Source organism: Sphingomonas sp. RIT328, assembly GCF_000632225.1.
Classification (GTDB): domain Bacteria; phylum Pseudomonadota; class Alphaproteobacteria; order Sphingomonadales; family Sphingomonadaceae; genus Sphingomonas; species Sphingomonas kyungheensis.
The window spans coordinates 31,856-52,042 of the sequence record NZ_JFYV01000011.1; the positions used below are offsets into that span (position 1 = coordinate 31,856).

Annotated in this window: 17 protein-coding genes; 9 read left to right on the forward strand and 8 right to left on the reverse strand. The window is 71.0% G+C overall.

Translation table 11 applies throughout. From position 1 onward, the window contains the following. Window positions 1–116 precede the first annotated feature (116 nt). The 5 genes from BW41_RS20445 to BW41_RS06090 are packed head-to-tail and all read left to right on the forward strand — an operon-like array spanning window position 117 to window position 5,169. Entirely contained in the window at window positions 117–1,106 is a 990-nt protein-coding gene (locus BW41_RS20445) for a glycosyltransferase (protein WP_161773119.1), read from the forward strand. Then, entirely contained in the window at window positions 1,103–2,086 is a 984-nt protein-coding gene (locus BW41_RS06075; RefSeq protein ID WP_037532494.1) for an acyl-CoA dehydrogenase, read from the forward strand. Before BW41_RS20445 ends, BW41_RS06075 begins: the two co-directional genes overlap by 4 nt. Further along, a complete protein-coding gene (locus BW41_RS06080; RefSeq protein ID WP_037532496.1) occupies window positions 2,083–2,724 on the forward strand; it encodes a PIG-L deacetylase family protein in 642 nt (213 codons plus the stop codon). Before BW41_RS06075 ends, BW41_RS06080 begins: the two co-directional genes overlap by 4 nt. Beyond that, window positions 2,721–3,296: a class I SAM-dependent methyltransferase gene (locus BW41_RS06085; protein WP_037532498.1), complete on the forward strand. Its 576-nt coding sequence runs from the start codon at window positions 2,721–2,723 to the stop codon at window positions 3,294–3,296. Before BW41_RS06080 ends, BW41_RS06085 begins: the two co-directional genes overlap by 4 nt. A 49-nt stretch (window positions 3,297–3,345) precedes the next feature. Continuing rightward, window positions 3,346–5,169: a DUF885 domain-containing protein gene (locus BW41_RS06090; RefSeq protein WP_037532500.1), complete on the forward strand. Its 1,824-nt coding sequence runs from the start codon at window positions 3,346–3,348 to the stop codon at window positions 5,167–5,169. Here the strand turns inward: BW41_RS06090 and BW41_RS06095 are convergent. Next, entirely contained in the window at window positions 5,166–6,344 is a 1,179-nt protein-coding gene (locus BW41_RS06095) for an MFS transporter (protein ID WP_037532503.1), read from the reverse strand. The genes BW41_RS06090 and BW41_RS06095 overlap by 4 nt on opposite strands. A gap of 118 nt (window positions 6,345–6,462) precedes the next feature. On the opposite strand from BW41_RS06095, the gene BW41_RS06100 reads away from it, so the two are divergent. Beyond that, window positions 6,463–8,694: a hybrid sensor histidine kinase/response regulator gene (locus BW41_RS06100; protein ID WP_235199631.1), complete on the forward strand. Its 2,232-nt coding sequence runs from the start codon at window positions 6,463–6,465 to the stop codon at window positions 8,692–8,694. Here the strand turns inward: BW41_RS06100 and BW41_RS06105 are convergent. From BW41_RS06105 to BW41_RS06115, 4 genes are all read right to left on the reverse strand, one after another. After that, entirely contained in the window at window positions 8,649–10,139 is a 1,491-nt protein-coding gene (locus BW41_RS06105) for a PAS domain S-box protein (protein WP_235199637.1), read from the reverse strand. The genes BW41_RS06100 and BW41_RS06105 overlap by 46 nt on opposite strands. Window positions 10,140–10,429: 290 nt before the next feature. Further along, complete coding sequence (locus BW41_RS06110) at window positions 10,430–11,440, reverse strand: metallophosphoesterase family protein (protein WP_327195583.1); 1,011 nt, start codon at window positions 11,438–11,440, stop codon at window positions 10,430–10,432. Beyond that, complete coding sequence (locus BW41_RS21730) at window positions 11,353–11,559, reverse strand: hypothetical protein (protein WP_235199639.1); 207 nt, start codon at window positions 11,557–11,559, stop codon at window positions 11,353–11,355. Before BW41_RS21730 ends, BW41_RS06110 begins: the two co-directional genes overlap by 88 nt. Then, window positions 11,556–12,836, reverse strand: coding sequence for an MFS transporter (locus tag BW41_RS06115; protein ID WP_037532504.1), 1,281 nt, complete (start codon window positions 12,834–12,836; stop codon window positions 11,556–11,558). The genes BW41_RS21730 and BW41_RS06115 overlap by 4 nt, the downstream gene beginning before the upstream one ends. Window positions 12,837–13,060: 224 nt before the next feature. On the opposite strand from BW41_RS06115, the gene BW41_RS06120 reads away from it, so the two are divergent. Next, on the forward strand, window positions 13,061–15,895 hold the full coding sequence (locus BW41_RS06120; protein WP_037532506.1) for a M16 family metallopeptidase: 2,835 nt from the start codon (window positions 13,061–13,063) through the stop codon (window positions 15,893–15,895). Window positions 15,896–15,962: 67 nt separating this feature from the next. Next, the gene (locus BW41_RS06125; RefSeq protein WP_051583307.1) at window positions 15,963–16,961 is read left to right on the forward strand and encodes a cell wall hydrolase; all 999 of its coding nucleotides are present in this window, start codon (window positions 15,963–15,965) and stop codon (window positions 16,959–16,961) included. Between the two features lie 7 nt (window positions 16,962–16,968). Here the strand turns inward: BW41_RS06125 and BW41_RS06130 are convergent, their stop codons facing one another. Next, entirely contained in the window at window positions 16,969–18,879 is a 1,911-nt protein-coding gene (locus BW41_RS06130; protein WP_037532507.1) for a prolyl oligopeptidase family serine peptidase, read from the reverse strand. A 66-nt stretch (window positions 18,880–18,945) separates the two neighbouring features. Beyond that, window positions 18,946–19,347: a glycine zipper 2TM domain-containing protein gene (locus tag BW41_RS06135; protein WP_037532509.1), complete on the reverse strand. Its 402-nt coding sequence runs from the start codon at window positions 19,345–19,347 to the stop codon at window positions 18,946–18,948. 114 nt (window positions 19,348–19,461) lie between these two features. Between BW41_RS06135 and BW41_RS21500 the strand changes: the two genes are divergently transcribed. Then, a complete protein-coding gene (locus BW41_RS21500) occupies window positions 19,462–19,623 on the forward strand; it encodes a hypothetical protein (RefSeq protein ID WP_200870360.1) in 162 nt (53 codons plus the stop codon). A gap of 27 nt (window positions 19,624–19,650) precedes the next feature. Here BW41_RS21500 and BW41_RS06140 read toward each other — a convergent pair whose 3' ends face one another. Then, a complete protein-coding gene (locus tag BW41_RS06140) occupies window positions 19,651–20,115 on the reverse strand; it encodes a hypothetical protein (RefSeq protein WP_037532511.1) in 465 nt (154 codons plus the stop codon). Window positions 20,116–20,187 lie beyond the last annotated feature (72 nt).

Consider the following 20,187-nt stretch of genomic DNA (forward strand, 5'->3'; position numbering starts at 1 on the left):
TGGATCAATACGATAAGTTACGACGGACAGACGATAAACCGCTACGCCGGCGCCGCGGTCCCGGCACCGCGGTTTGGAGGTCTGCGCTGCTGTCACCCTGCCCGGTCCTGGTCTGCGTGCCCGTCCGCAACGAGGAACGGGCCCTGCCCGGGCTGCTTGCGGCATTGCGGCGCTGCGATCCTGCCGGCGCGGTGACCAGCTGTTTCTACCTCGACGGGTGCAGCGACGGCAGCGAGGCGCTGCTCCGTGCCGCTGCCGCCGACCGTCCGATCCGGATCGCGATCGGCCCGCGCCAGGCCGATGCCAATGCCGGTCGGGCCCGGCGGGCGGCGATGCTTATGGCGCTCGACCGGATCGGTGACGCCGACGCGCTGCTCTTCACCACCGATGCCGACAGCACCCCCGCCGCCGACTGGATCGCCGCCGGGCGCGCGGCGCTTGCCGTCGCCGACGTCGCCGCCGGCCGCATCGTTCGCCGCAACGGCAGCGCCGATCCCCTGCAAGGCCGCGTCGAACGCTATTTCGACCGGCTCCACGCCTATCGCCGGCGGCTCGATCCGGTCGACTGGGAGGATCGCGCCAGCCACCATTTTGGAGGCGGCGCCAATCTCGCCGTCCGCGCCGCCTGCTATCGCGCGCTCGGCGGCTTTCGCACGCTGCCGCACGGCGAGGATGCCGATCTGCTCGACGAGGCGGCGCGCGCCGGCTTCCGCGTCCGACGCGATGCGGCGATGGTGGTCGAGACCTCGTCACGGCGGATCGGCCGGGTCGACGGCGGGCTGGCCGGCCAGTTGCGCCGGCTCGACGACGGCGATCTGCCGCAGGTCGCGCATCCCGCCGGCATCGCCTGGCAGGCGCGCGCGCAGGCCGCCTCGCGGCGGGCGTTCGCGACGATCGACGATCCGGCGAGCCGCGGCCGGCTCGGCGCGGTGATCGGGCTCGATGCCGACCATATCCTCGGCGTCGCGCGCGATTGCCCCAATGGCGAGGCCTTTGCGATGCGCGTCGTCCCGGCCGCTTCGGTCCAGCCGGCGCTGCTGCCGCTGGGCCTTGCCGAGGCGGCGCTGGCCGCGCTCGAGGCGCAGCCGCAGGAGGAAGCGGCATGATGCGCGATCTGCTGCGCGATGCGATCCGCGCGCAGGGCTGGGACGAGACCCCACCCGGCGATCCGACCGATACCGACGCCTATCTCGCCCTGCTCCGCGCGCTCTACGCCACCGGCCGGCGTGATCTGCCGCTCGGCCGGCTGCTCGAAGGCCATGTCGATGCGGTGCAGATCGTCCGCCGCTACGCGACGCCGGCGCAGGTCGCCGCGCTCGGCGAGGCGCTGCGCGGCGGGGCGACGCTCGGCGTGTGGAATGCGGCGCTCGCCGATGCGCCGCTGCGGCTCGTCGGCGACCGGCTGGGCGGCGGCAAGAGCTATGCCTCGGGCGCCGGTGTGCTCAGCCATGCGCTGGTCACCGCGCAGGCGGAGGACGGCACCCGGCTGCTGCTGCTCGATCTCGCCGCGACGCCGCCGGCGATCGACCGCGACTGGTGGCGGACCACCGGCATGCAGCGATCCGAGACGCATCAGGTCCGCTGGCACGACGCCATCGTCCCGGCGACGGCGCGGATCGGCGCGGCCGATGTCTATGCACGCGAGCCGCACTTCAGCGGCGGCGCGCTGCGCTTCGTCGCGGTCCATGCCGGCGGCGTCGCGGCCGTGTGCGACCGGACGCGCGACCACCTCGTCGCCACCGGCCGCGCCGACGATCCGTTCCAGACCGCCCGGCTCGCCGAAGTGTTCACGCTCGCCGAACAGGCCGCGGCGGCGGTGCGGGCCGCCGCGGCCTACTGGTTCGCGAACGACGGCGAGGCGCGGCTGGCGCGCATCGCCGCGGCGCGGCTGGCGGTGACCGAGGCGGCGACGCGCGCGATCACCGTCGCGCAGGAGGCGGTCGGCCTCGCCGGCCATTTCGTCGCGCATCCGCTGTCGGCGACGCTCACCGACCTGTCGGTCTATCTGCGCCAGCCCGTCCCCGATGCGCAGCGGCTGCGCGTCGGCCGCGCGGTCGGCGAGGGACTGCTGGCACCGGCGCTGTGAGGCTGCGCCTCGCCGGCATCCGCCGCGCGCTGATCGTCGCGCCGCACCCCGATGACGAGATCATCGGCGCCGCCGGGCTGATCCGCCGGCTGAAGACGATCGGCGCGGCGGTGTCGGTGGTGATCGTGTCCGACGGCGGCGCCTCGCATCCCGGCAGCCGGCGCTGGCCGCGCGCGCGGCTGGTCGCCGAACGCCGCCGCGAGAGCCGGCGCGCGCTGCTGATGCTCGGCGTCAGCGCGCGCGATCTGCGCTGCCTCGCGCTTCCCGACGGCGACCTGCCCCGCCACGTCGCCGAGGCGGTGCGCCACCTGCGCCGCCTGTCGGCCCGCGCCGACCTGATCGTCGGACCGGCGGCGGACGATGCCCACCCGGATCATCGCGCCGTCGCCGCGGCGCTCGATCGCCTGCCCGGCCGTGCCCGCCGGCTGAGCTATCGGGTCTGGCCGCCACGCCGCCGCGGCGACGTACAGGGGCTGACGCTGCCCGTCCCCGGCGGCAGCGCGTTCAAACGCCTGCTGATCGCGCGGCACCGCACGCAGCTGGGCGCGATCCGCGACGACCCTGCCGGTTTCGCGATCGCCGCGCACGAGCTGCGCGCCTTCGCGCAACCGATCGAGCGGTTCGGGGGCGCGCGGTGAGCGCGATCCGGCTGGACGGCTTCGCCGCCAAATTCGCCGCCGAGGACGATCCGTGGCGGACCTTCACCAACCGCGACGAAGCGATCAAGCGCGCCGCGATCCTCCATGGCCTCGGGCCGGCACCGCTCGGCCGGGTGCTCGAACTCGCCAGCGGCAACGGCTCGAACAGCGCCGCGATCGCCCCCCGCGCGCGCCGGCTCGACGCCACCGAAGGCACGCGCGAGGGCACCGCGCTCACCGCCGCGGCGATCCGCCGCTGGCCGCGCGCCCGCGCGCTGACGCTGGTGCTGCCCGCGCCGCTGCCGCGGCCGGTCTATGATGCGGTGGTGGTGGCCGAATTGCTCTATTATCTCGATCCGGCGGCGATGGCGGCGGTCGCCCGCGCGGTCGGCCGGGTGATGCGCCGTGGCGGACGATTGGTGCTCGCGCACCACCGGATCGACTTCTACGATTTCGCGCAGACCGCTGCCGGCATCAACCAGCGCTTCCTCGCCGCCACCGGCGTCGCGTGGCAGGTGACGCCGATCCGGGCGACGCGGCGCTGGCAGGTGCTTGCCGCGATCCGCCGGTGACGTAAGATTGCCGCAGCCGGGCGCTCCGCCCCGCGTCCGGGATCCATCCATGCGTCTTGCCCTTGCCCTGCTGTTGTTATCCGCGGCCCCCGTCGTCCAGGCCGATGCCGCCCCGCCGGTCGCCGCCACCGCCGCCACCGCCGCCACCGCCGCGCAGGATGCCGCGCTGCTCCAGTTCCTCGATGCCGCGTTCGACGAACAGCTCGATCGGCATCCCGAATCGCTCAGCCAGCTCGGCCTCAAGACGCATCATGACCGGCTCGACGATTATACCGAGGCGGGCGCGCGGGCGGACCAGGCGCTCGCCGAACGCCAGCGCGCCGCGATGCATGCCCGCTTCCGCCCCGACCAGCTCGGCGAGAGCGCGCAGGTCAGCTATCGCCTGTTCGACTATGAGGTGACGCGCGGCCGCGAATCGCTCCGCTTCCGCAGGCTCAACTTCCCGGTGTCGACCAACGGCAGCCCGGCGGGCGACATTCCGGTGCTGCTGATCAACACGCACAAGATCGACACGGTCGAGGATGCGCGCGCCTATATCGCCCGGCTGCGCGATACCGAGCGGGTGATGCGCGAAGTCAGCACGACGATGCGCGATCAGGCGGCGGCGGGGATCATCCCCAACAAGGTCAATTTCGCCCCCGTCCGCGCCGATGCCCGCGCGGTGATCACCGGGGCGCCGTTCGACGGCGGCGCCGATTCGACGCTGCTCGCCGACTTTCGTAAGAAGGTCTCGGCGCTCACCGTACCGGCGGCGACCAAACAGGCGTTGATCGCCGACGCCTCGGCCGCGCTGGTCGGCCCGTTCCGCCGCGGCTACGACCAGCTGTTCGCGACGCTCGATGCGATCGAGCCGCTGTCGACGGGCAATTACGGCGCCTGGCACCTGCCCGACGGCGCGGCTTACTATGCCGACCGGTTGAAGAGCTCCACCACCACCAGCATGACCGCCGACGAGATCCATGCGCTCGGCCTCGCCCGCGTCGCCGCGATCCGGGCCGAGATGATGGCGATCCTGCGGGAGGTCGGCTTCACCGGCACGCTGGAGCAATTCTCCGACAAGGTGCGCACCGATCCGCAGTTCAAATATCCCAACACCGCGGCGGGCCGGCAGGCCTATCTCGCCGATGCCCGCGCGGTGATCGACGGGGCGATGGCCGCCGCGCCGCGCTATTTCCGCACCTTGCCCAAGGCGCCGCTCGAGGTGCGCGCGGTCGAGCCGTGGCGCGAGCGCACCGCCTCCACCGCCTTCTACAACCCGCCGTCGGCGGACGGATCGCGTCCCGGCATCTATTACGTCAACCTCGTCGACATGACGCAGACGCAGAAGGTGCAGGTCGCCGGCATCGCCGCGCACGAAGGCGCGCCCGGCCACCATTTCCAGATCGCGCGGCAGCAGGAGCTGACCGGTATCCCCAAGTTCCGCAAGTTCGGCGGCTATGGCGCCTATGTCGAAGGCTGGGGCCTCTATGCCGAGCGGCTGGCGGACGAGATGCACCTGTACAAGGATCCCTATGCGCGCTTCGGCATGCTGTCGTTGCAGATGTGGCGGGCGATCCGGCTGGTGCTCGATACCGGCATCCACGCGCAGCGCTGGGACCGGGACCGCGCCATCGCCTATTTTCGCGCCAACAGCTCGGTGTCCGACACCGACATCGCGCGCGAGGTCGATCGCTATTTCAACTGGCCGGGACAGGCGACCAGCTACATGGTCGGCCAGCAGCGCATCGCCGCCTTGCGCGCCCGCGCCGAACGCGAGCTGGGGCCGAAGTTCGACATCCGCGACTTCCACGAAGCGGTGCTCGATCAGGGCGCGCTGCCGCTCGACGTGCTCGACGAGCAGGTGACGCGCTACATCGCGGCGGCGAAGCGCTAGCCACGCGGTTCGGTCAAGAACAGGAGGAAGGCCGCGGCGGTCAGCACGGCGCCGACCGCCGCGGTCATCGTCCAGCCGCCGTAGCTGTAGGTCAGCGTCGCGAGCATCGATCCGGATGCGCCGCCCACGAACACGATGGTCATGTAGACCGAGTTGATCCGCCCGCGCGCTTCCGGGGCGATCGAGAACAGCACGCGCTGGCCGAGCACCTGGTTGAGCTGCGTCGCGGCATCGAGCAGGACGGCGGCGAGGCCGAGCAGGATCAGGGCATGCGCCGCCCCCGCCCAGCCGGCGAGCAGGAAGGCGAGGATCGCCGTGCCCAGCGCCACCGCGGTGCCGGCGCGGATATAGCCCCGGTCGCCGAGCCGCCCGGCGATCGGCGCGGCGAGCGCGCCCCCCGCGCCGGCGAGCGCGAACAGGGCGATCCCCTCCTGCCCGAAGCCGAAGCGCTGCGCGAGCAGCAGCGGCACCGTCGTCCAGAACAGGTTGAACACGACGAACATGATCGCCTGATAGGCGGTGCGCCGCCGGATCGCCGGGGTGCGTACCAGCAGCGACAGCCCCGATCGCAGCAGCGCGCCGTAACCGAGCGTCGGCCGCGGTCGCCAGGCCGGCACGGTTCGCGCGATCAGCAGCGCGAGCAGCGCCATGGCGACCGCCGACACGCCGAACACCGTCCGCCAGCCGGACAGCGCGGCAAGGCCGTTGGCGAGCGGCCGGGCGAGCATGATGCCGGTGATGAGACCGCCCATGATATTGCCGACGACCTGCCCGCGCCGCTCCTCGGGCGCGAGATGCGCGGCGAGCGGCACCATGATCTGGGTGCCCACCGAGCAGAAGCCGGTGACGAACGAGCAGAGCAGGAATCCGGTCGCGCTGCGCGCCAGCACGCAGCCGACCAGTCCGGCGCAGGCGCCGAGGGTCAGCACCAGGATCAGCCGCTTGTTCTCGATCCGGTCGGCGAGCGAGACGATGAAGAACAGTCCCGCCCCGTAACCGAGCTGGGTCAGCGTCACGATCATGCCGCCGACCGACGGGCGCAGGCCCAACGCCGGGGTGATCGCGCCAATCAGCGCTTGCGCATAATAGATATTGGCGACCATCATCCCGCAGGCGATCGCGAAGATGGCGGTGAGCCCCGGGCTGATCCCGGCAGGCTGGGTCTGGCTGCTCATCGCGCCCGACTAGCGGGTCGCTGCGCCGCCGTCGCGTGCCGATCGCCTGCCGGGGATCAACTCGATGTCTCGCCGGTTTAGCCGCCACGCGAATAACGATGACGGACGGGGGAAGAGGGTGGTTCCGATTGGCGGCGGCGAGATGGCGGGACGGATCGCCGCGCATGACTGGGCCGCCTCGCCGCTCGGGCGCCGCACCGACTGGCCGGCGCACCTTGCCACCACCGTCGAGGTGATGCTGCGATCGCCGCTGCCGATGGCCTTGCTGTGGGGCGAGGATGGTCGCCTGCTCTACAACGACGGCTATGCCGGCATCGTCGGCCGCTATCATCCCGCGATCCTCGGGCAGCCGGTGATCGACGCGATGCCGGAAGCCGCGGCGTTCAACCGCGAGGTGCTCCGCACCGGACTGGCCGGCGCGCCGCTGACCTTCTCACGCCAGCCGATCACCCTGTTTCGCGACGGCTATCCGGCGGCGCTGTTCTTCGATCTTACCTATGCGCCGGTGCCGGGGCCGGACGGCGCGCCGGCCGGGTTGCTGGCGATGGTGATCGAGGTGACACAGGCGGTGGCGATGGAGGAGGAACTGCGCGCCGAGACGCACAGCCTCGAAACGCTCAACCGGATCGGCGCCGCACTCGCCGCCGAACTCGAACTCGAACCGCTGGTGCAGATGGTCACCGACGCCGGTGTGACGCTGACCGGTGCCGCCTTCGGCGCCTATTTCCACAATCTGTGGGACGAAACGGGCGAACGCCTGCATCTCTACACGCTGTCCGGCGCGCGCCGCGAGGATTTCGAGGCGCTCGGCCGCCCGCGCGCCACCGCGGTCTTCGCACCGACCTTCCGCAACGAGGGCGTGGTGCGATCGGACGATATCCTCGCCGACCCGCGCTATGGCCGCAACGCGCCGTTCGACGGCCTGCCGCCGGGGCACCTGCCGGTGCGCAGCTATCTCGCCGCGCCGGTGGTGTCGCGCTCGGGCGACGTGCTCGGCGGGCTGCTGTTCGGCGATCCCGAGCCCGGCCGCTTCCATGCCCGCCACGAACGGCTGCTCGTCGGCATCGCGGCACAGGCGGCGATCGCGATCGACAATGCACGGCTGTTCGCGGCGGTGCAGGACGTCAACGAAACGCTCGAACGCCGCGTCGCCGAACGCAGCGAGGCGCTGACCCGCGCCAACGAGGCGCTGCGTCAGGCGCAGAAGATGGAGACGCTCGGCCAGCTCACCGGCGGCATCGCGCACGACTTCAACAATCTGCTGACGGTGATCCGCGGCTCGACCGACCTGCTGCGCCGGCCGGGGCTGACCGAGGCGCGGCGCGACCGCTATATCGATGCGATCGCGCAGACCGCCGACCGGGCGAGCAAGCTGACCGGCCAGCTGCTCGCCTTCGCCCGCCGCTCGTCGCTGACCCCCGAGGTGTTCGACGTCGGCGACACGATCCGCAGCCTCACCGACATGATGGAGATGCTCGCCGGCGCGCTGATCGCGGTCGACCTCGACCTGCCGGAAAACCCCTGCCTCGCACATGCCGACGTCAGCCAGTTCGAGACTGCGATCGTCAACATGGCGGTCAACGCCCGCGACGCAATGGGCAGCGAGGGGCGGCTGACGATCGCGGTCGGCGCCTGCGACCATATCCCGCCGGTACGCAACCATGACGCGCGCAGCGGCGACTTCCTCAAGATCGCGATCACCGATACCGGCACCGGCATCCCGCCCGATCATCTCGACCGCATCTTCGAACCCTTTTTCACCTCGAAGGGGGTCGGCCACGGCACCGGGCTCGGCCTGTCGCAGGTGTTCGGCTTCGCCAAGCAATCGGGCGGCGAGGTGCTGGTGGACAGCCGGCTCGGCGAGGGCACGACCTTCACGCTGTTCCTGCCCCGCGAGCGCGCCGCGGCGCCGCCGCCGGCGGCCGCGGTCGCCGCCACGCCGGCCGATACGGCGCTGCGCATCCTGGTGGTCGAGGACAATCCTGAGGTCGGCGCCTTCGCCACCGCCGCGCTGAGCGACCTCGGCCACGACATCGCGCTCGCCCGCAACGCGCGCGAGGCGATCGGCTGGCTGGAGCGGCCCGACGAGCCGTTCGACGTCGTCTTCTCCGACGTGATGATGCCGGGGATGAACGGCATCGAGCTCGCCCGGCTGGTCCGGACGCGCTGGCCGGCGCTGCCGGTGATCCTGACCAGCGGCTATAGCGAAACCCTGTCGCGGCAGGGTGCTGGCGAGTTCGAGCTGCTCCACAAACCCTATTCGATCGATGCGCTCGCCGCGGTCTTCGAGCGCGTCGCGCCGGGTCAGATCACCGCGTCGACGATGAAACGCACGCCTTCGGGCGGATAATCGATCGTCGCCTGACCCCGCACATGCTGCGACAGCACGCGTGAGATCATCCGCGTGCCGAAGCCGGTGCGCGTCGGCGGCGTCACCGGCGGCCCGCCGCTCTCCTGCCACGACAGCCGAAGCCGATGCGGGTCGGCAGGATCGATATGCCGCCAGGCCAGGTCGACACGCCCGCCCGCCGCGGACAACGCACCATATTTCGCCGCATTGGTGGCGAGCTCGTGCAAGGCCATCGACACCGCGAGCGTCACCGCCGGTGACAGCCGCACCTCCGGGCCGTCGATCGTGAACACCTCGTGCGCGCGGTCCATGAACGGCATCAGCGCGCGCTCGGCGACCTCACGCAGCGTCGCGCCCTCCACCTCGTCGCGGATCAGCAGGTCGTGCGCCGCGCCGAGGCTGGCGATGCGCCCGGCGATCGCCGCCTCTGCCTCCGTCACCGAGGTCGCGTTGCGCAGCGACTGGCCGACCACCGCGCTGACCGTCGCCAGCGTGTTCTTGACGCGATGGGTCAGTTCCTGCGCGAGCGTGACGCGATGCTCCTCGGCGAATTTGCGCGCGGTGATATCGGTCGAGAAGCCGATCATCATCGCCGCCTCGCCGTCGCGGCGTTGGGTGATCTCGGCACGGGTCTGCACCCAGCGCATCTCGCCCGCCGGCGTGACGATGCGGTAATCGAGCGCGCATTCGGCGGCATCGTTGATCGTCGCCCGGATCGCCTCGCCGACCATCGCCGCATCGTCGGGATGCACCGCTGCGGCGAAGGCGGCATAGTCGAACGGCATGTCGGCATCATAGCCGAAGATCGCCTTGCACCCCGGCGACACGTCGAGCGTCTGCGTCGCGATGTCGAAGCTCCAATAGCCGAGCCCGCCGGCGCGCAGGGCGAGCTGCAACTGCAATTCGCGCTCGGCGAGCGCGCGGCCCTGGGCCGCCACCTCGCCGGCGAGCTTGGCGCGATCCTCTTCCAGCGCGATCAGCCGGTGGCGTTCGAGCGTCACGTCGGCCTGCGAGGCGACGAAATAGGTCAGCGCGCCGTCGCCGCCGAAGACTGGCATCACGGTCAGCCGGTTCCAGAAGGCGCTGCCGTCGCGACGATGGTTGAGCAGGTCGACCTCGACCCGCTCGCGTGCCGCCAATGCCGCGCGCAGCCGCTGCACCGCATCGGCATCGGTCTGCGGCCCTTGCAGCATGCGGCAGTTGCGGCCGACGATCTCGGCGGCGGCATAGCCGGTCAGCCGCTCGAAGGCCGGATTGACGTAGATGATCGGCGCGTCCGGCAGAGTGGGATCGCTGATCGCCATCGGCAGCACCGCATCGCGAAAGCCGACGACGAAGGGGTCGGTGCCGTCGAGCCGTGCCGCAAAGGCATCGATCGCCGCCTGCACCGCCGGGGCGGGGGCGACCGGTACGATGCGATCGGCGGAGAGAAGATAGCGATCCAAGCAGAACCCGCGTTATTCAAGACGTTCGTCGGCAGCAATCGGCAAGGGTGCCGGAATTGGAACCGTTTCGGTGTGGCTTATCGCCGGCCGCCGGGTCAGTGCCGGCGCTTACCGGCTGGTGATCCGGCGGGATCGCGTCCGTCTGCTGCAACCATGGTTAACCCCCTGTCGTCGCACCATTGTGTCGACAGGTGCCTTGTCCGCCAAGGCCGTGGCGAAGTCGACCGCAAATCACGGCGTCCGGCGGCGGAACCACACCGGTATTTGCACTAGCCGCTGGTGCTTTTGCGCTACCAGCCGCCGCCGTTGCGATTGGGGCCGAGCTGCGCGCCGAGGATATGCCGCGACGGCCAGGCGCCGATGGTGTGGACGGCATGGCCCGGCACCACCGGGCGGCCGCGCTTGGGGCGATCCTTGCGGTCGCGGACGAGGATGTCGATCGTATCGACCGCCGCCCCGCTGCGCACGCTGAGCGGATGCAGCCCCGGCGTGGCGATCGTCACCGCCGCCTGCCACGTCGCCGCGACGCCGGGCACGGGGTGCATCGTCACCGAACGGCCGGCGACCTCCGCCACCGGCGCGGCGGCAGCCTCGCCGAACACGCGCGCCACCACCTCGATCTCACCCGGCGCGGGGACGTGGCGGGGATCGTGCGGCCGGGTGAGCAGCCGCACGTCGGCGGGCGAGACGATCTGGACATGCGGCCAGCCCGCCGCCCCCGCGCCGATCGGGCGGAAGGTCCAGCTCGGCACACCGTCATGGACGCTGACGATCGTATAGCCCGCCGCGCCGTCCGCCTCCTCAATCTGCGCGGTCGACCGGGTCGCGCCATAGACGACGCGGCCGTCGTTGAGCAGCTCGTTGTAATGGGTATGGCCGGTGTCGACGAAGGCGACGCCCGCCTCGGCGAACAGGCTGGCGACCGCCTCGCCGCCGTCGCTGAGGTCGCCGGGATAGGCGTGCATGAAGACCAGCGGCGTCTCTCCGGCATCGTCCGCGTCGGCGAGCGCTTCGGCGAGGCGGCGGCGCTGGCCGGCGCCGATGCGGAAATCCGGCCCGCCGCTGCCGGCGCTGACGATGTCGAGGAACAGGCAGCGATAGCCCTGGATCCCGCGCGCGAACGGCCGCATCGCCTCGGGCGTGCCGGCGCGGAAGGCGGCGAGCGTGCCGTCCTCGAAATCATGGTCGCCGGGGATGGTGAAGACCGGCAGCGTCAGCGGCGCGAGCGCGGCGCGGATCCGGTCATATTGTTCGGCGGTGGCGTGGTTCGCATTGTCGCCGGGCAGGAAGACGAAATCGATCCCTCGCGCACGTCGGCAAGCTCGGCGACGATCGCCTCCAGCCGGCGGATGCCCAGCCAGTCGTCGGCCTCGTCGGCATGCAGGTCGCCGACATGCACCCAGCTGATCGTCCCGCTCATGCCGTCGTCTCCCGATGTTTGCCTTCGCACGCCGGGCGCAGCAGGCCCGCGAAGCCGATCCACAGGCCGAGGCTGGCGAGCGCGAAGCTGCCGAGGATCAGGAAGGCGGCGTGATAGCCGAGCGCCTGCGCGATCCAGCCGCCGATCGCCGGGCTGAGCGACGCGCCGAGCCCCTGGATCGTCATCACCGCGCCCTGGCCGACGTTGACCCGCCCCGTCCCGTCGAGCAGGCAGGCGACCAGCCCCGGCACCGCGACGCTCTGCAAGCCGGCCCCGATGCCGTCGAGCGCCTGCACCGGCCATACGCCCCAATGTTCGATGAACGTTCCGGCGAGGAACCCGCGCAGCGGCAGCGCCGCGAAGGAGATCAGCAGCACCAGCCAATAGCCGCGCCCCGCCGACATCTTCATCGCGACCAGCGCCGCGACGATCATCACCGCCTGCGCGACGACCACGGTGGTCGCGGTGAACAGCGCCGCATTGCCCTTGCCCGCGCCGACCACCGCGAGGCTGTAGAGCGGCAGCATCGCGCCGTTGCCGAGGTGGAAACAGGCGAGCGCGGCGGCGAGGATCAGCATCGGCTTGTTGGCGAGCAAGGTCTTGAACCCCTCCGCCTGACCGCCGCTCTTGCCGTCGTCGTCGTCCTCGCCGTTTTCGAGACCGCGCGCCGCCTGATGGTCGATCGCGCGTTCCGGGATCATCAGCACGCTGATGATCGCCAGCACGCCGAAGGCGGCGGCGAGGTAGAAGATCGCCGGCATGCCGAACTTCCAGCCGAGGAATCCCGACAGCCCCGCGCCGATCATGTTGCCGGCGTGGTTCCAGGCCTGGTTACGACCGTTCTGCGCGTTGAAGCCGCGCTGGCGGACGACGCCGAGCGTCATGCCCGTCACCGCCGGGCCGATCGCCGCGCCGGCGATCGCGGTCGCCACCTGGCTGACCGTCACCACCCATCCCGATTGCGACAGCAGGATCAGGAACGACGCCATCACCGTGCAGATGCCGGTGACGATCACCACCAGCCGCTTCTTCTCGGTATGATCGATGAACGCGCCCGCCGGCACCGTCATGATCATGCCGGCGACGCCGCCCGCCGACATCACCGTGCCGATCGGCCCCGACGTCCAGCCGCGCTGCTGGAGGAAGACGCCGAGGAACGGCCCGATCCCTGCCTGCATGTCGGCCATGAAGAAATTGAGCGCCTGGAGCGCCGTCGTCGCCCGTTTCCGGTCGTTCGATCCTGTCGCGGATGATCCGGTAAGTGCCTGCGTCGCCATGCCTTGCCCTCGGGTTCGAGGGGCTCAACTCGATCAGGCCGGTTTGGCCGCATCGACTTCTGGCGCTGGCGTTTCAGCACGCCGCCATTTTGGAGGATTATCTAGCAACTTAAGTTACTTAGCCTTAAGATGAATTCGGTGTCATGTGCGCCTTGCGCGAGGCCGATTGACACCGCTCGCGCTGCCGGCTCAACCTGCATCATCACCAGCCGGAGCCCTCATCCATGCGTCTCGTTCGTGCCGCCCTGTTGCTCGGGGCCGCGCTCCTGCCCCTCGCCGCCACCGCCCAGAGTGTTCCGCAAGCCGCCACCGCCGCCGTCAAGCCGATCGCCTTCACCGAACGCACGCTCGCCAACGGCCTGCGCGTCTATGCGCTGCGCGACACCGGCACGCCCAATGTCGCGGTGCAGGTCTGGTACGACGTCGGTTCGAAGGACGATCCGCGCGGCCGTTCGGGCTTCGCGCACATGTTCGAACATCTCATGTTCAAGGCGACGCGCAATCTCGTCTCCGAACAGATGGACCGGCTGACCGAGGATGTCGGCGGATACAACAACGCCTCGACCAACGACGATTACACCAATTATTACGAGGTGATCCCGGCCAACCACCTGCAACGGCTGCTGTTCGCCGAAGCGGACCGGATGGCGAGCCTGGTCGTCGAGCCGAAGAGCTTCGCCTCCGAGCGCGACGTGGTGAAGGAGGAGCTGCGCCAGTCGACGCTCGCCCGCCCCTATGGCAAGCTCTTCTCCACCTATCTGTCCGCCGCCGCCTATACGACGCATCCCTATGCGCGCTCGACGATCGGCAGCATCGAGAATCTGGAAGCCGCGTCGATCGACGACGTCCGCGCCTTCCATGCGACCTATTATCGGCCGGACAATGCGATACTTGTCGTCGCCGGCAACTTCGATCCGGCGCAGCTCAACGCCTGGGTCGACCAGTATTTCAGCAAGATCGCCAAGCCGTCGACGCCGATCCCGCGCGTCACCGTGCAGGAGCCGCCGCGCACCAAGGCGGTCCGCTACACCGTCTACGAACCCAATACGCCGCTGCCCGCGGTGCTGATGAGCTGGCACGTCCCCGCCGATCGCGACGCCGACATTCCGGCGCTGACCGTGCTCCAGACGATCCTGTCGACCGGCGAGAGCAGCCGGATGTACGAAAGCCTCGTCTATCGCGACCAGCTGGCGCAGGACGCCTCCGCCTTCCTCGACAGCAAGCAGGGCACCGGCAACCTCATCGCTTATGCGATCCTCGCCGGCGGCAAGACGGTGGAACAGGGCGAGGCCGGCCTCGCGCGCGAGATCGCGCGCTTCCGCGACGCGCCGGTCAGCGCCGCCGAACTCGCCGAGGCGAAGAACGAGATCCTCACCGCCGCGATCAAGAGCCGCGAGACCGCCGAGGGCAAGGCGCGCATCCTCGCCTCGTCGGTGATCATCGACGGCGATCCGCGCGCCGCCGACCGTCAGCTCGCCGAAATCGCCCGCGTCAGCGCCGCCGACGTGCAGCGCGTCGCGCGCCGCTATCTCGGCGTCGAGCAGGCGGCGACGATCCGCTACCTGCCCGACACCGCCAAGCCGGCCGGGCAAAGCGGCGACCGGATCACCGTCGCCGCGACCGTGCAGACCGCGCCGCTCACCCCGCCCGCGCAGATCGCGATCGTCACCCCCGCCAGCGAGGCGGAGCGTATCCAGCCGCCCGCCCCCGCCGCGCCGGTCAAGGCCAATCTGCCGCAGCCGATCGAGACACGGCTCGCCAACGGGCTGCGCGTCATCACCGTCGAACGCCACGACCTGCCGATCGCCACCGCCTATCTGGTCGCCACCGGCGGGCAGATGCTCGACCCCGTCGACCGTTCGGGCGTCAGCAACCTTGCGGCGACGCTGATGACCAAGGGCACGACCACGCGCTCGGCGACCGAGATCGCGCGACAGGTCGAAAGCCTCGGCGGCTCGATCGGCGCCGGCTCGGACAACGAGGGCGGCAGCGTCTCGGTGACGGTCAAATCGGATCAGCTCGCGCCGGCGATGACGATCCTCGCCGATGTCGCGACGCATCCGGTGTTCGCACCCGACGAGCTCGAACGCGCCCGCGCGCAGCAGGTCGATGCGGTCACCGTCGCGTTCAAGAATCCGTCGCAGCTCGCCGCGATGGTCGCCGACCGTGCCGCCTTCGGCGCATCACCGTTCGGCGCGCCCGGTGGCGGTACGCCGACCTCGCTGAAGGCGATCAGCCGCGGTGACGTCACCGCCGCCTATGCCCGCACCTGGCGCCCCGATCAGGCGACGCTGATCCTGGTCGGCGACGTCACCCCGGCGCAGGCCAGGGCGCTCGCCACCGCGCAGCTCGGCCAGTGGCGCGCGCCTGCTGGAGCGGCGGCCGCGCCGGTCGCGCTCGCCGCGCTGCCCGCGCCGCGGACGATCGTCGTCGACATGCCCGGCGCCGGTCAGGCCGGCGTCGTCGTCGAACGCCCGGCGATCCCGCGCGCCGATCCGCGTTACTATCCGCTCGCGGTGGCCAATACCGTGCTCGGCGGCGGCTTCTCGTCGCGGCTCAACCAGGAGGTGCGGATCAAGCGTGGCCTCGCTTACGGCGCGTCGAGCGGCGTCGATGCGGCGCGCGCGGTCGGCAGCTTCGCGGCGCGGACCCAGACCAAGAACCCCACCGCCGCCGAGGTGGTGACGCTGATCACCGCCGAGATGGCGCGGATCGGCGCAGCGCCGGTGCCGGACAGCGAGCTGTCGACACGCAAGGCGGTGCTGGTCGGCAATTTCGGGCGGACGGTCGAGACCACCGGCGGCATCGCCGGGCTGATCGGCGGCTATGTGCTCGACGGCGTGCCACTCACCGAATTGCAGAGCTACACCAGCAAGGTCGAGGCGGTGACGCCGGCCGCGGTCCAGTCCGCGGCGGTCGCGCTGCTCGACCCCAAGGCGGCGAGCGTCGCGGTGGTCGGCGACGCCAAGCAATTCCTCACCCCGCTCAAGGCCGCGCGCCCCGAAACCGAGACGCTGACCGAGGCGCAGCTCAACCTCGACAGCCCGACGCTGCGCTAGGCCGCCCCTTCAACCGGCGGGCGACGCGCAACCGGATGTAAGCTATTGGCGGCCTATGCCGCTGCCGATGCAGACGATCCGCCTGACCACCCGGCACTGGCGCGCGTTCGCCGCGCTGGCGCTGGCGGTCGCGGTGCTGCTCGCCGGGCTGTCGGGCTGGCGGGCGATCGTCGCGCACGGCGGCGCGGCGCCGCCCCTGCCCGCGCCCGCCGGCTATGAGGCGGAGGATCACTTTCCCGGCGCGGCGCTGCTCTACGCCGCCATGCCCGCCACCCCCGACGGCGAGAGCGCCGCGCCCGCGGTCGGCGTCACCGGCACGACCGCGCTGCCCGCCGCGCCGATCTCCGCCGCCGCGCTCGCCGCCGCGCTGCGTGCCGGCGGCAGCGTCGCACCGCCCTTCACGATGGCGGGCGCGAGCGCGCAGGATCGGGCGCGCGCGCTCGAATGCCTCACCGCGGCGATCTATTACGAGGCCGCGTCGGAAGCGGATGCCGGCCAGTCGGCGGTCGCGCAGGTGATCCTCAACCGTGCGCGCCACCCCGCCTTCCCCGCGACGATATGCGGCGTCGTCTATCAGGGATCGGAGCATGCCGGCTGCCAGTTCAGCTTCGCCTGCGACGGCGCGCTGGCGCGGGTGCCGTCGCGCAGCGGCTGGGCGCGCGCGGCGCGGCATGCGGCGATGGCGCTCGCCGGCTATGTCTTCGCGCCGGTCGGGCTGGCGACGCATTACCATACCTATGCCGTCACGCCGGCGTGGAACCGCGCCATGGTGATGACCGATGTGGTCGGCGCGCATCTCTTCCACCGCTGGAAGGGCTTCTGGGGGACGAGCGCCGCCTTCGCGCAGCGCTATCGAGGTGGCGAGCCGCTGCCCGGCCCGCATCTGCGCCTCGCCGAACCGCCGCTCGTGCCCCCGCCGGCGCTGATCGCCGCCGCCGCGCCGCTGCCGGTCGCGCCCGGCGCCGCGCCGCCGCCGCAACCGGTCGCGACGCCGACGCCCGACCTGCTGCCGCCCGCCTCCACCGTGCTCGACAAGTGGAAGGATTCGGGCAAGCCGCTGATGTGAAGGCCTATTATTTGGCGTTCTTCACATAGCGATCGAACCAGGCGATCGCGCGCGCCCGCACGTCGCTCGCCTGGTCGGGCGCGGTGACGCAATGGCCGGCGTCGGGGTAGATCACCAGGCTGACCGGCACGCCGCGGTCCTTGAGCGCGTGCCACCATTCGATCGACTGGGTCGGCGGCACCTCGATGTCACGTTCGCCGACGTAGATGAAGGTCGGCGTCTTCGCCGTCTTGGCGTGATAGACCGCCGACACGCCCTCATAGGCCTTGATGTCGTCGTACATCGTCTTGCCGAAGAACGGCAGCAGCCACTGGTCGATGCCGTTGGTGCCATAATAGCTCACCCAATTGGACAGGCCGGCACCGGCGACGATCGCCTTGAAGCGGTTGGTCTGCGTATTGGTCCACATCGCCATGAAGCCGCCGTAGCTGCAGCCGCCGAGGCCGAGGCGGTTGTCGTCGATCGGCGCGACGCGCTCGACCGCATCGATCCCGGCGAGGATGTCGCGCAGGTCGCCGCCGCCGAAGTCGCGCTTGTTCGCGGCGGTGAACGCCTCGCCCTGGCCGTAGCTGCCGCGCGGATTGGGCAGGAAGACATAATAGCCCGCCTTGAGCAGCGCGCCGTTCATCGATCCCGCCGAGACATAGCCGGGCATCGACGCCGCCGAGGGGCCGCCGTGCACCATCGTGATCATCGGCGCCTTGCCGCCCGCCGGCGCCTCGCGCGGCGCGAGCAGCCAGCCCTGCACGTTAAAGCCTTCGTTGGTCCAGGCGACGCTGCGCGCGCGCGTCATCGCCGGCGCGGCGTCATTGTCGTGGGTGATCTGGCGCACGCCCGCGGCGCCCGTCGCCGCGACCGGCCCCGCATAGATCGCCGGCGCATGCTCGTAGTCCTGCACCACTGCGGCGACGACGCGGCCGTCGGCGCTGAACACCGCGCGGCCGTCGCCCGCGCTGCTGCTCGCCGGCTTGGCGAAGCCCGGCGTCACCGCCGCGCCGGGGGTGAGCGTGCCGAACTGGACCTGATCGCCCGACAGCGTCACGGTGCGCAAGCCCGCCGCGGTCCAGTCGATCGTCGTCACCGTCGACTTGGCGCCCGCGGTAATGTTGCGCGGCGTGCCGCCGGTGATCGGCACGGTGAAGACGTCGCCGCCGATCGAGCCGAAATCGCTCATCAGCCCGCCGATGAAGGCGACGGTACGGCCATCGGGCGAGACGCGCGGCTGGTTGAGCTGCGTCGCCGGCCTGGCGATCGAGCGCACCGCGCCGGTCTGCGCGTCGATCGCGTCGAGCGACGCCACCCACCAATTGTTGTCGCCATTGCCGAGCGCGGTGGTCGCGACGAAGCCGCGCCCGTCGGGCGTCCAGTCATATTCGTAGACGTAGCGGCCGGCGGGCGAGATCGGCGTCACATTCGTCGCCGGGCGGGCGATGTCGAACACCGCCAGCCGCTGCTCGTCGTTCTTCTCGCCGATCTCGCCGATCATCCGCACGCCCGCCTGCGTCGCGCCCGATTCCTTGGCGGCACCGAGCGTGACGAGCAATGCGATCCGTTTGCCGTCGGGCGAGACGCGCGGGGTCTGGGCGATGCCGGCGATCGTCGCGATCGTCCGCGTCGTCGTCGCATCGGCATAGATCAGCCGCACCGATCCGGTCTCGCGGCCGAGCAGGACGATATCGCCATTGGGCGCGAAGGTCAGCCCGGCATAGCTGCACGTCTTGCACGGATCGATCGTGCGGACGACATGCCCGTCGGCGACCGACCGCACCGTCACGACGCTCCGGCTGCCGTTGCTCTCGATCGCCGCGACGCGATCGCCGGCGGGGGCGATGGCGAGCGCGCCATATTGATGCAGCGCCTGCGCGGCGGCGGGTGCGGCGGTCGAGGCAAGCAGGGCGGCGGCGAGGATCAGGCGCATCGGAACTCCGTCATACGGGCAATAGCCCTGACGCTTAACGCCTCGCCACGCCGCCGCAAGCCGCCGCTAGCGGCAGCGCACGTTGTTGCGATCGACCGAGCGGCCGACCGCCGCACCCGCCGCGCCGCCCAGCAACGTGCCGAGCAGCCCGGAATTGCCCGGCGCGATGATGTTGCCGAGCACGCCGCCGGCGATGCCGCCGACGATCAGGCCGGTCGTGCCGTCGCTGCGCCGGCAATAATATTGGCCATTCTCGCCGCGATAGATGCGATCGCGCGACGACAGCCGGCGTTCGCGATAGCGCGGCCCGTCGACATAATAGCGATCGGCATAATAGCCGCCGTACGACGGATCGACGCGATTATAATCATAGGCAGAATAGCCGCGGTAGCGCGTGTCGGTGCCGTAGCTCGAACAGCCGGCCAGCGTCGTTGCAGCCACCGCCGCCGCCATCATCATCGTCCGCATCGCATCCTCCCTGTTCGTGTCGATGCAAATCAAATGCCCTGTGCAACAGTTGGTTGCATCCCGGGAACGCGCCGGGCGGACCGACGGTTGGTCGGAATACGAAGGAGAGAAGCGATGAAAGACGATCTCAAATCGACCACCGAGACGCGCGACCCCAATCTGTCGACCGAGCATCAGCAGCCCGGCGACGCGCGCCGCCCGAGCGAGACGCTCGACAAGGGTCAGCCCAAGGGCGAGACGATCCCGCGCAAATCGTCGCTGCTCGGCAACGACTGACGGGGCGCACGCCGCGCCCCGCCGGGATCAGGCCGCGCCGGCTGCCTCGCTGAAGCCGCTGCCGCGATCGGCGACCAGCGTCGGCGCCGGGCCGGTGGCGGGGCGCAGCGCTTCCTTCTCGGCGTCGCTCGGCACCGCGGTGGGATCGGGACGGAAGGCGTCGACCGCGCGGCTGTCGTTGCCCGGATGGCTGTCGCCCATCAGGTCGGTGGGGACGTGTTCGGCGGCGGGGTTGCCGGCGCGTTCCTCGAAATGCTTCTCGGTCTCCGCCATGCCGACCGGCGCGGCGGCCATCGTCGCCGGACGCGGCGCGATCGGGCTGGTCGTGCTGTCACCCGGCACCGCTCCGACGCCGCCGGTCGGCTTCGGCGGTTCGGCAGGCCGACGCGGGCGCGATCCCGGTGCGGGACCGAAGGCCGCCGTCGCTGCGGTCCATGCCGCCGCGCCGGCCGCGAAGGCGGCGAGGCCGAAGCCGAGTCTCTTGTAATCCATCATCACTGTCCCGGTTGCTGCGGTTCGTCGCCCTCCAACGGTGCGGCCCGAAGCCGGGTTCCGCTGCGCGCA

What these genes read in the sequence shown, in the direction of transcription:
- BW41_RS06075 (WP_037532494.1), top strand. Translation starts at nt 1,103, where the DNA reads ATGATGCGCGATCTGCTGCGCGATGCGATCCGCGCGCAGGGCTGGGAC.
- BW41_RS06090 (WP_037532500.1), top strand. Translation starts at nt 3,346, where the DNA reads ATGCGTCTTGCCCTTGCCCTGCTGTTGTTATCCGCGGCCCCCGTCGTC.
- BW41_RS06095 (WP_037532503.1), bottom strand. Translation starts at nt 6,344, where the DNA reads ATGAGCAGCCAGACCCAGCCTGCCGGGATCAGCCCGGGGCTCACCGCC.
- BW41_RS21730 (WP_235199639.1), bottom strand. Translation starts at nt 11,559, where the DNA reads ATGAGCGGGACGATCAGCTGGGTGCATGTCGGCGACCTGCATGCCGAC.
- BW41_RS06115 (WP_037532504.1), bottom strand. Translation starts at nt 12,836, where the DNA reads ATGGCGACGCAGGCACTTACCGGATCATCCGCGACAGGATCGAACGAC.
- BW41_RS06120 (WP_037532506.1), top strand. Translation starts at nt 13,061, where the DNA reads ATGCGTCTCGTTCGTGCCGCCCTGTTGCTCGGGGCCGCGCTCCTGCCC.
- BW41_RS06125 (WP_051583307.1), top strand. Translation starts at nt 15,963, where the DNA reads ATGCAGACGATCCGCCTGACCACCCGGCACTGGCGCGCGTTCGCCGCG.
- BW41_RS06130 (WP_037532507.1), bottom strand. Translation starts at nt 18,879, where the DNA reads ATGCGCCTGATCCTCGCCGCCGCCCTGCTTGCCTCGACCGCCGCACCC.
- BW41_RS06135 (WP_037532509.1), bottom strand. Translation starts at nt 19,347, where the DNA reads ATGCGGACGATGATGATGGCGGCGGCGGTGGCTGCAACGACGCTGGCC.
- BW41_RS21500 (WP_200870360.1), top strand. Translation starts at nt 19,462, where the DNA reads ATGAAAGACGATCTCAAATCGACCACCGAGACGCGCGACCCCAATCTG.
- BW41_RS06140 (WP_037532511.1), bottom strand. Translation starts at nt 20,115, where the DNA reads ATGGATTACAAGAGACTCGGCTTCGGCCTCGCCGCCTTCGCGGCCGGC.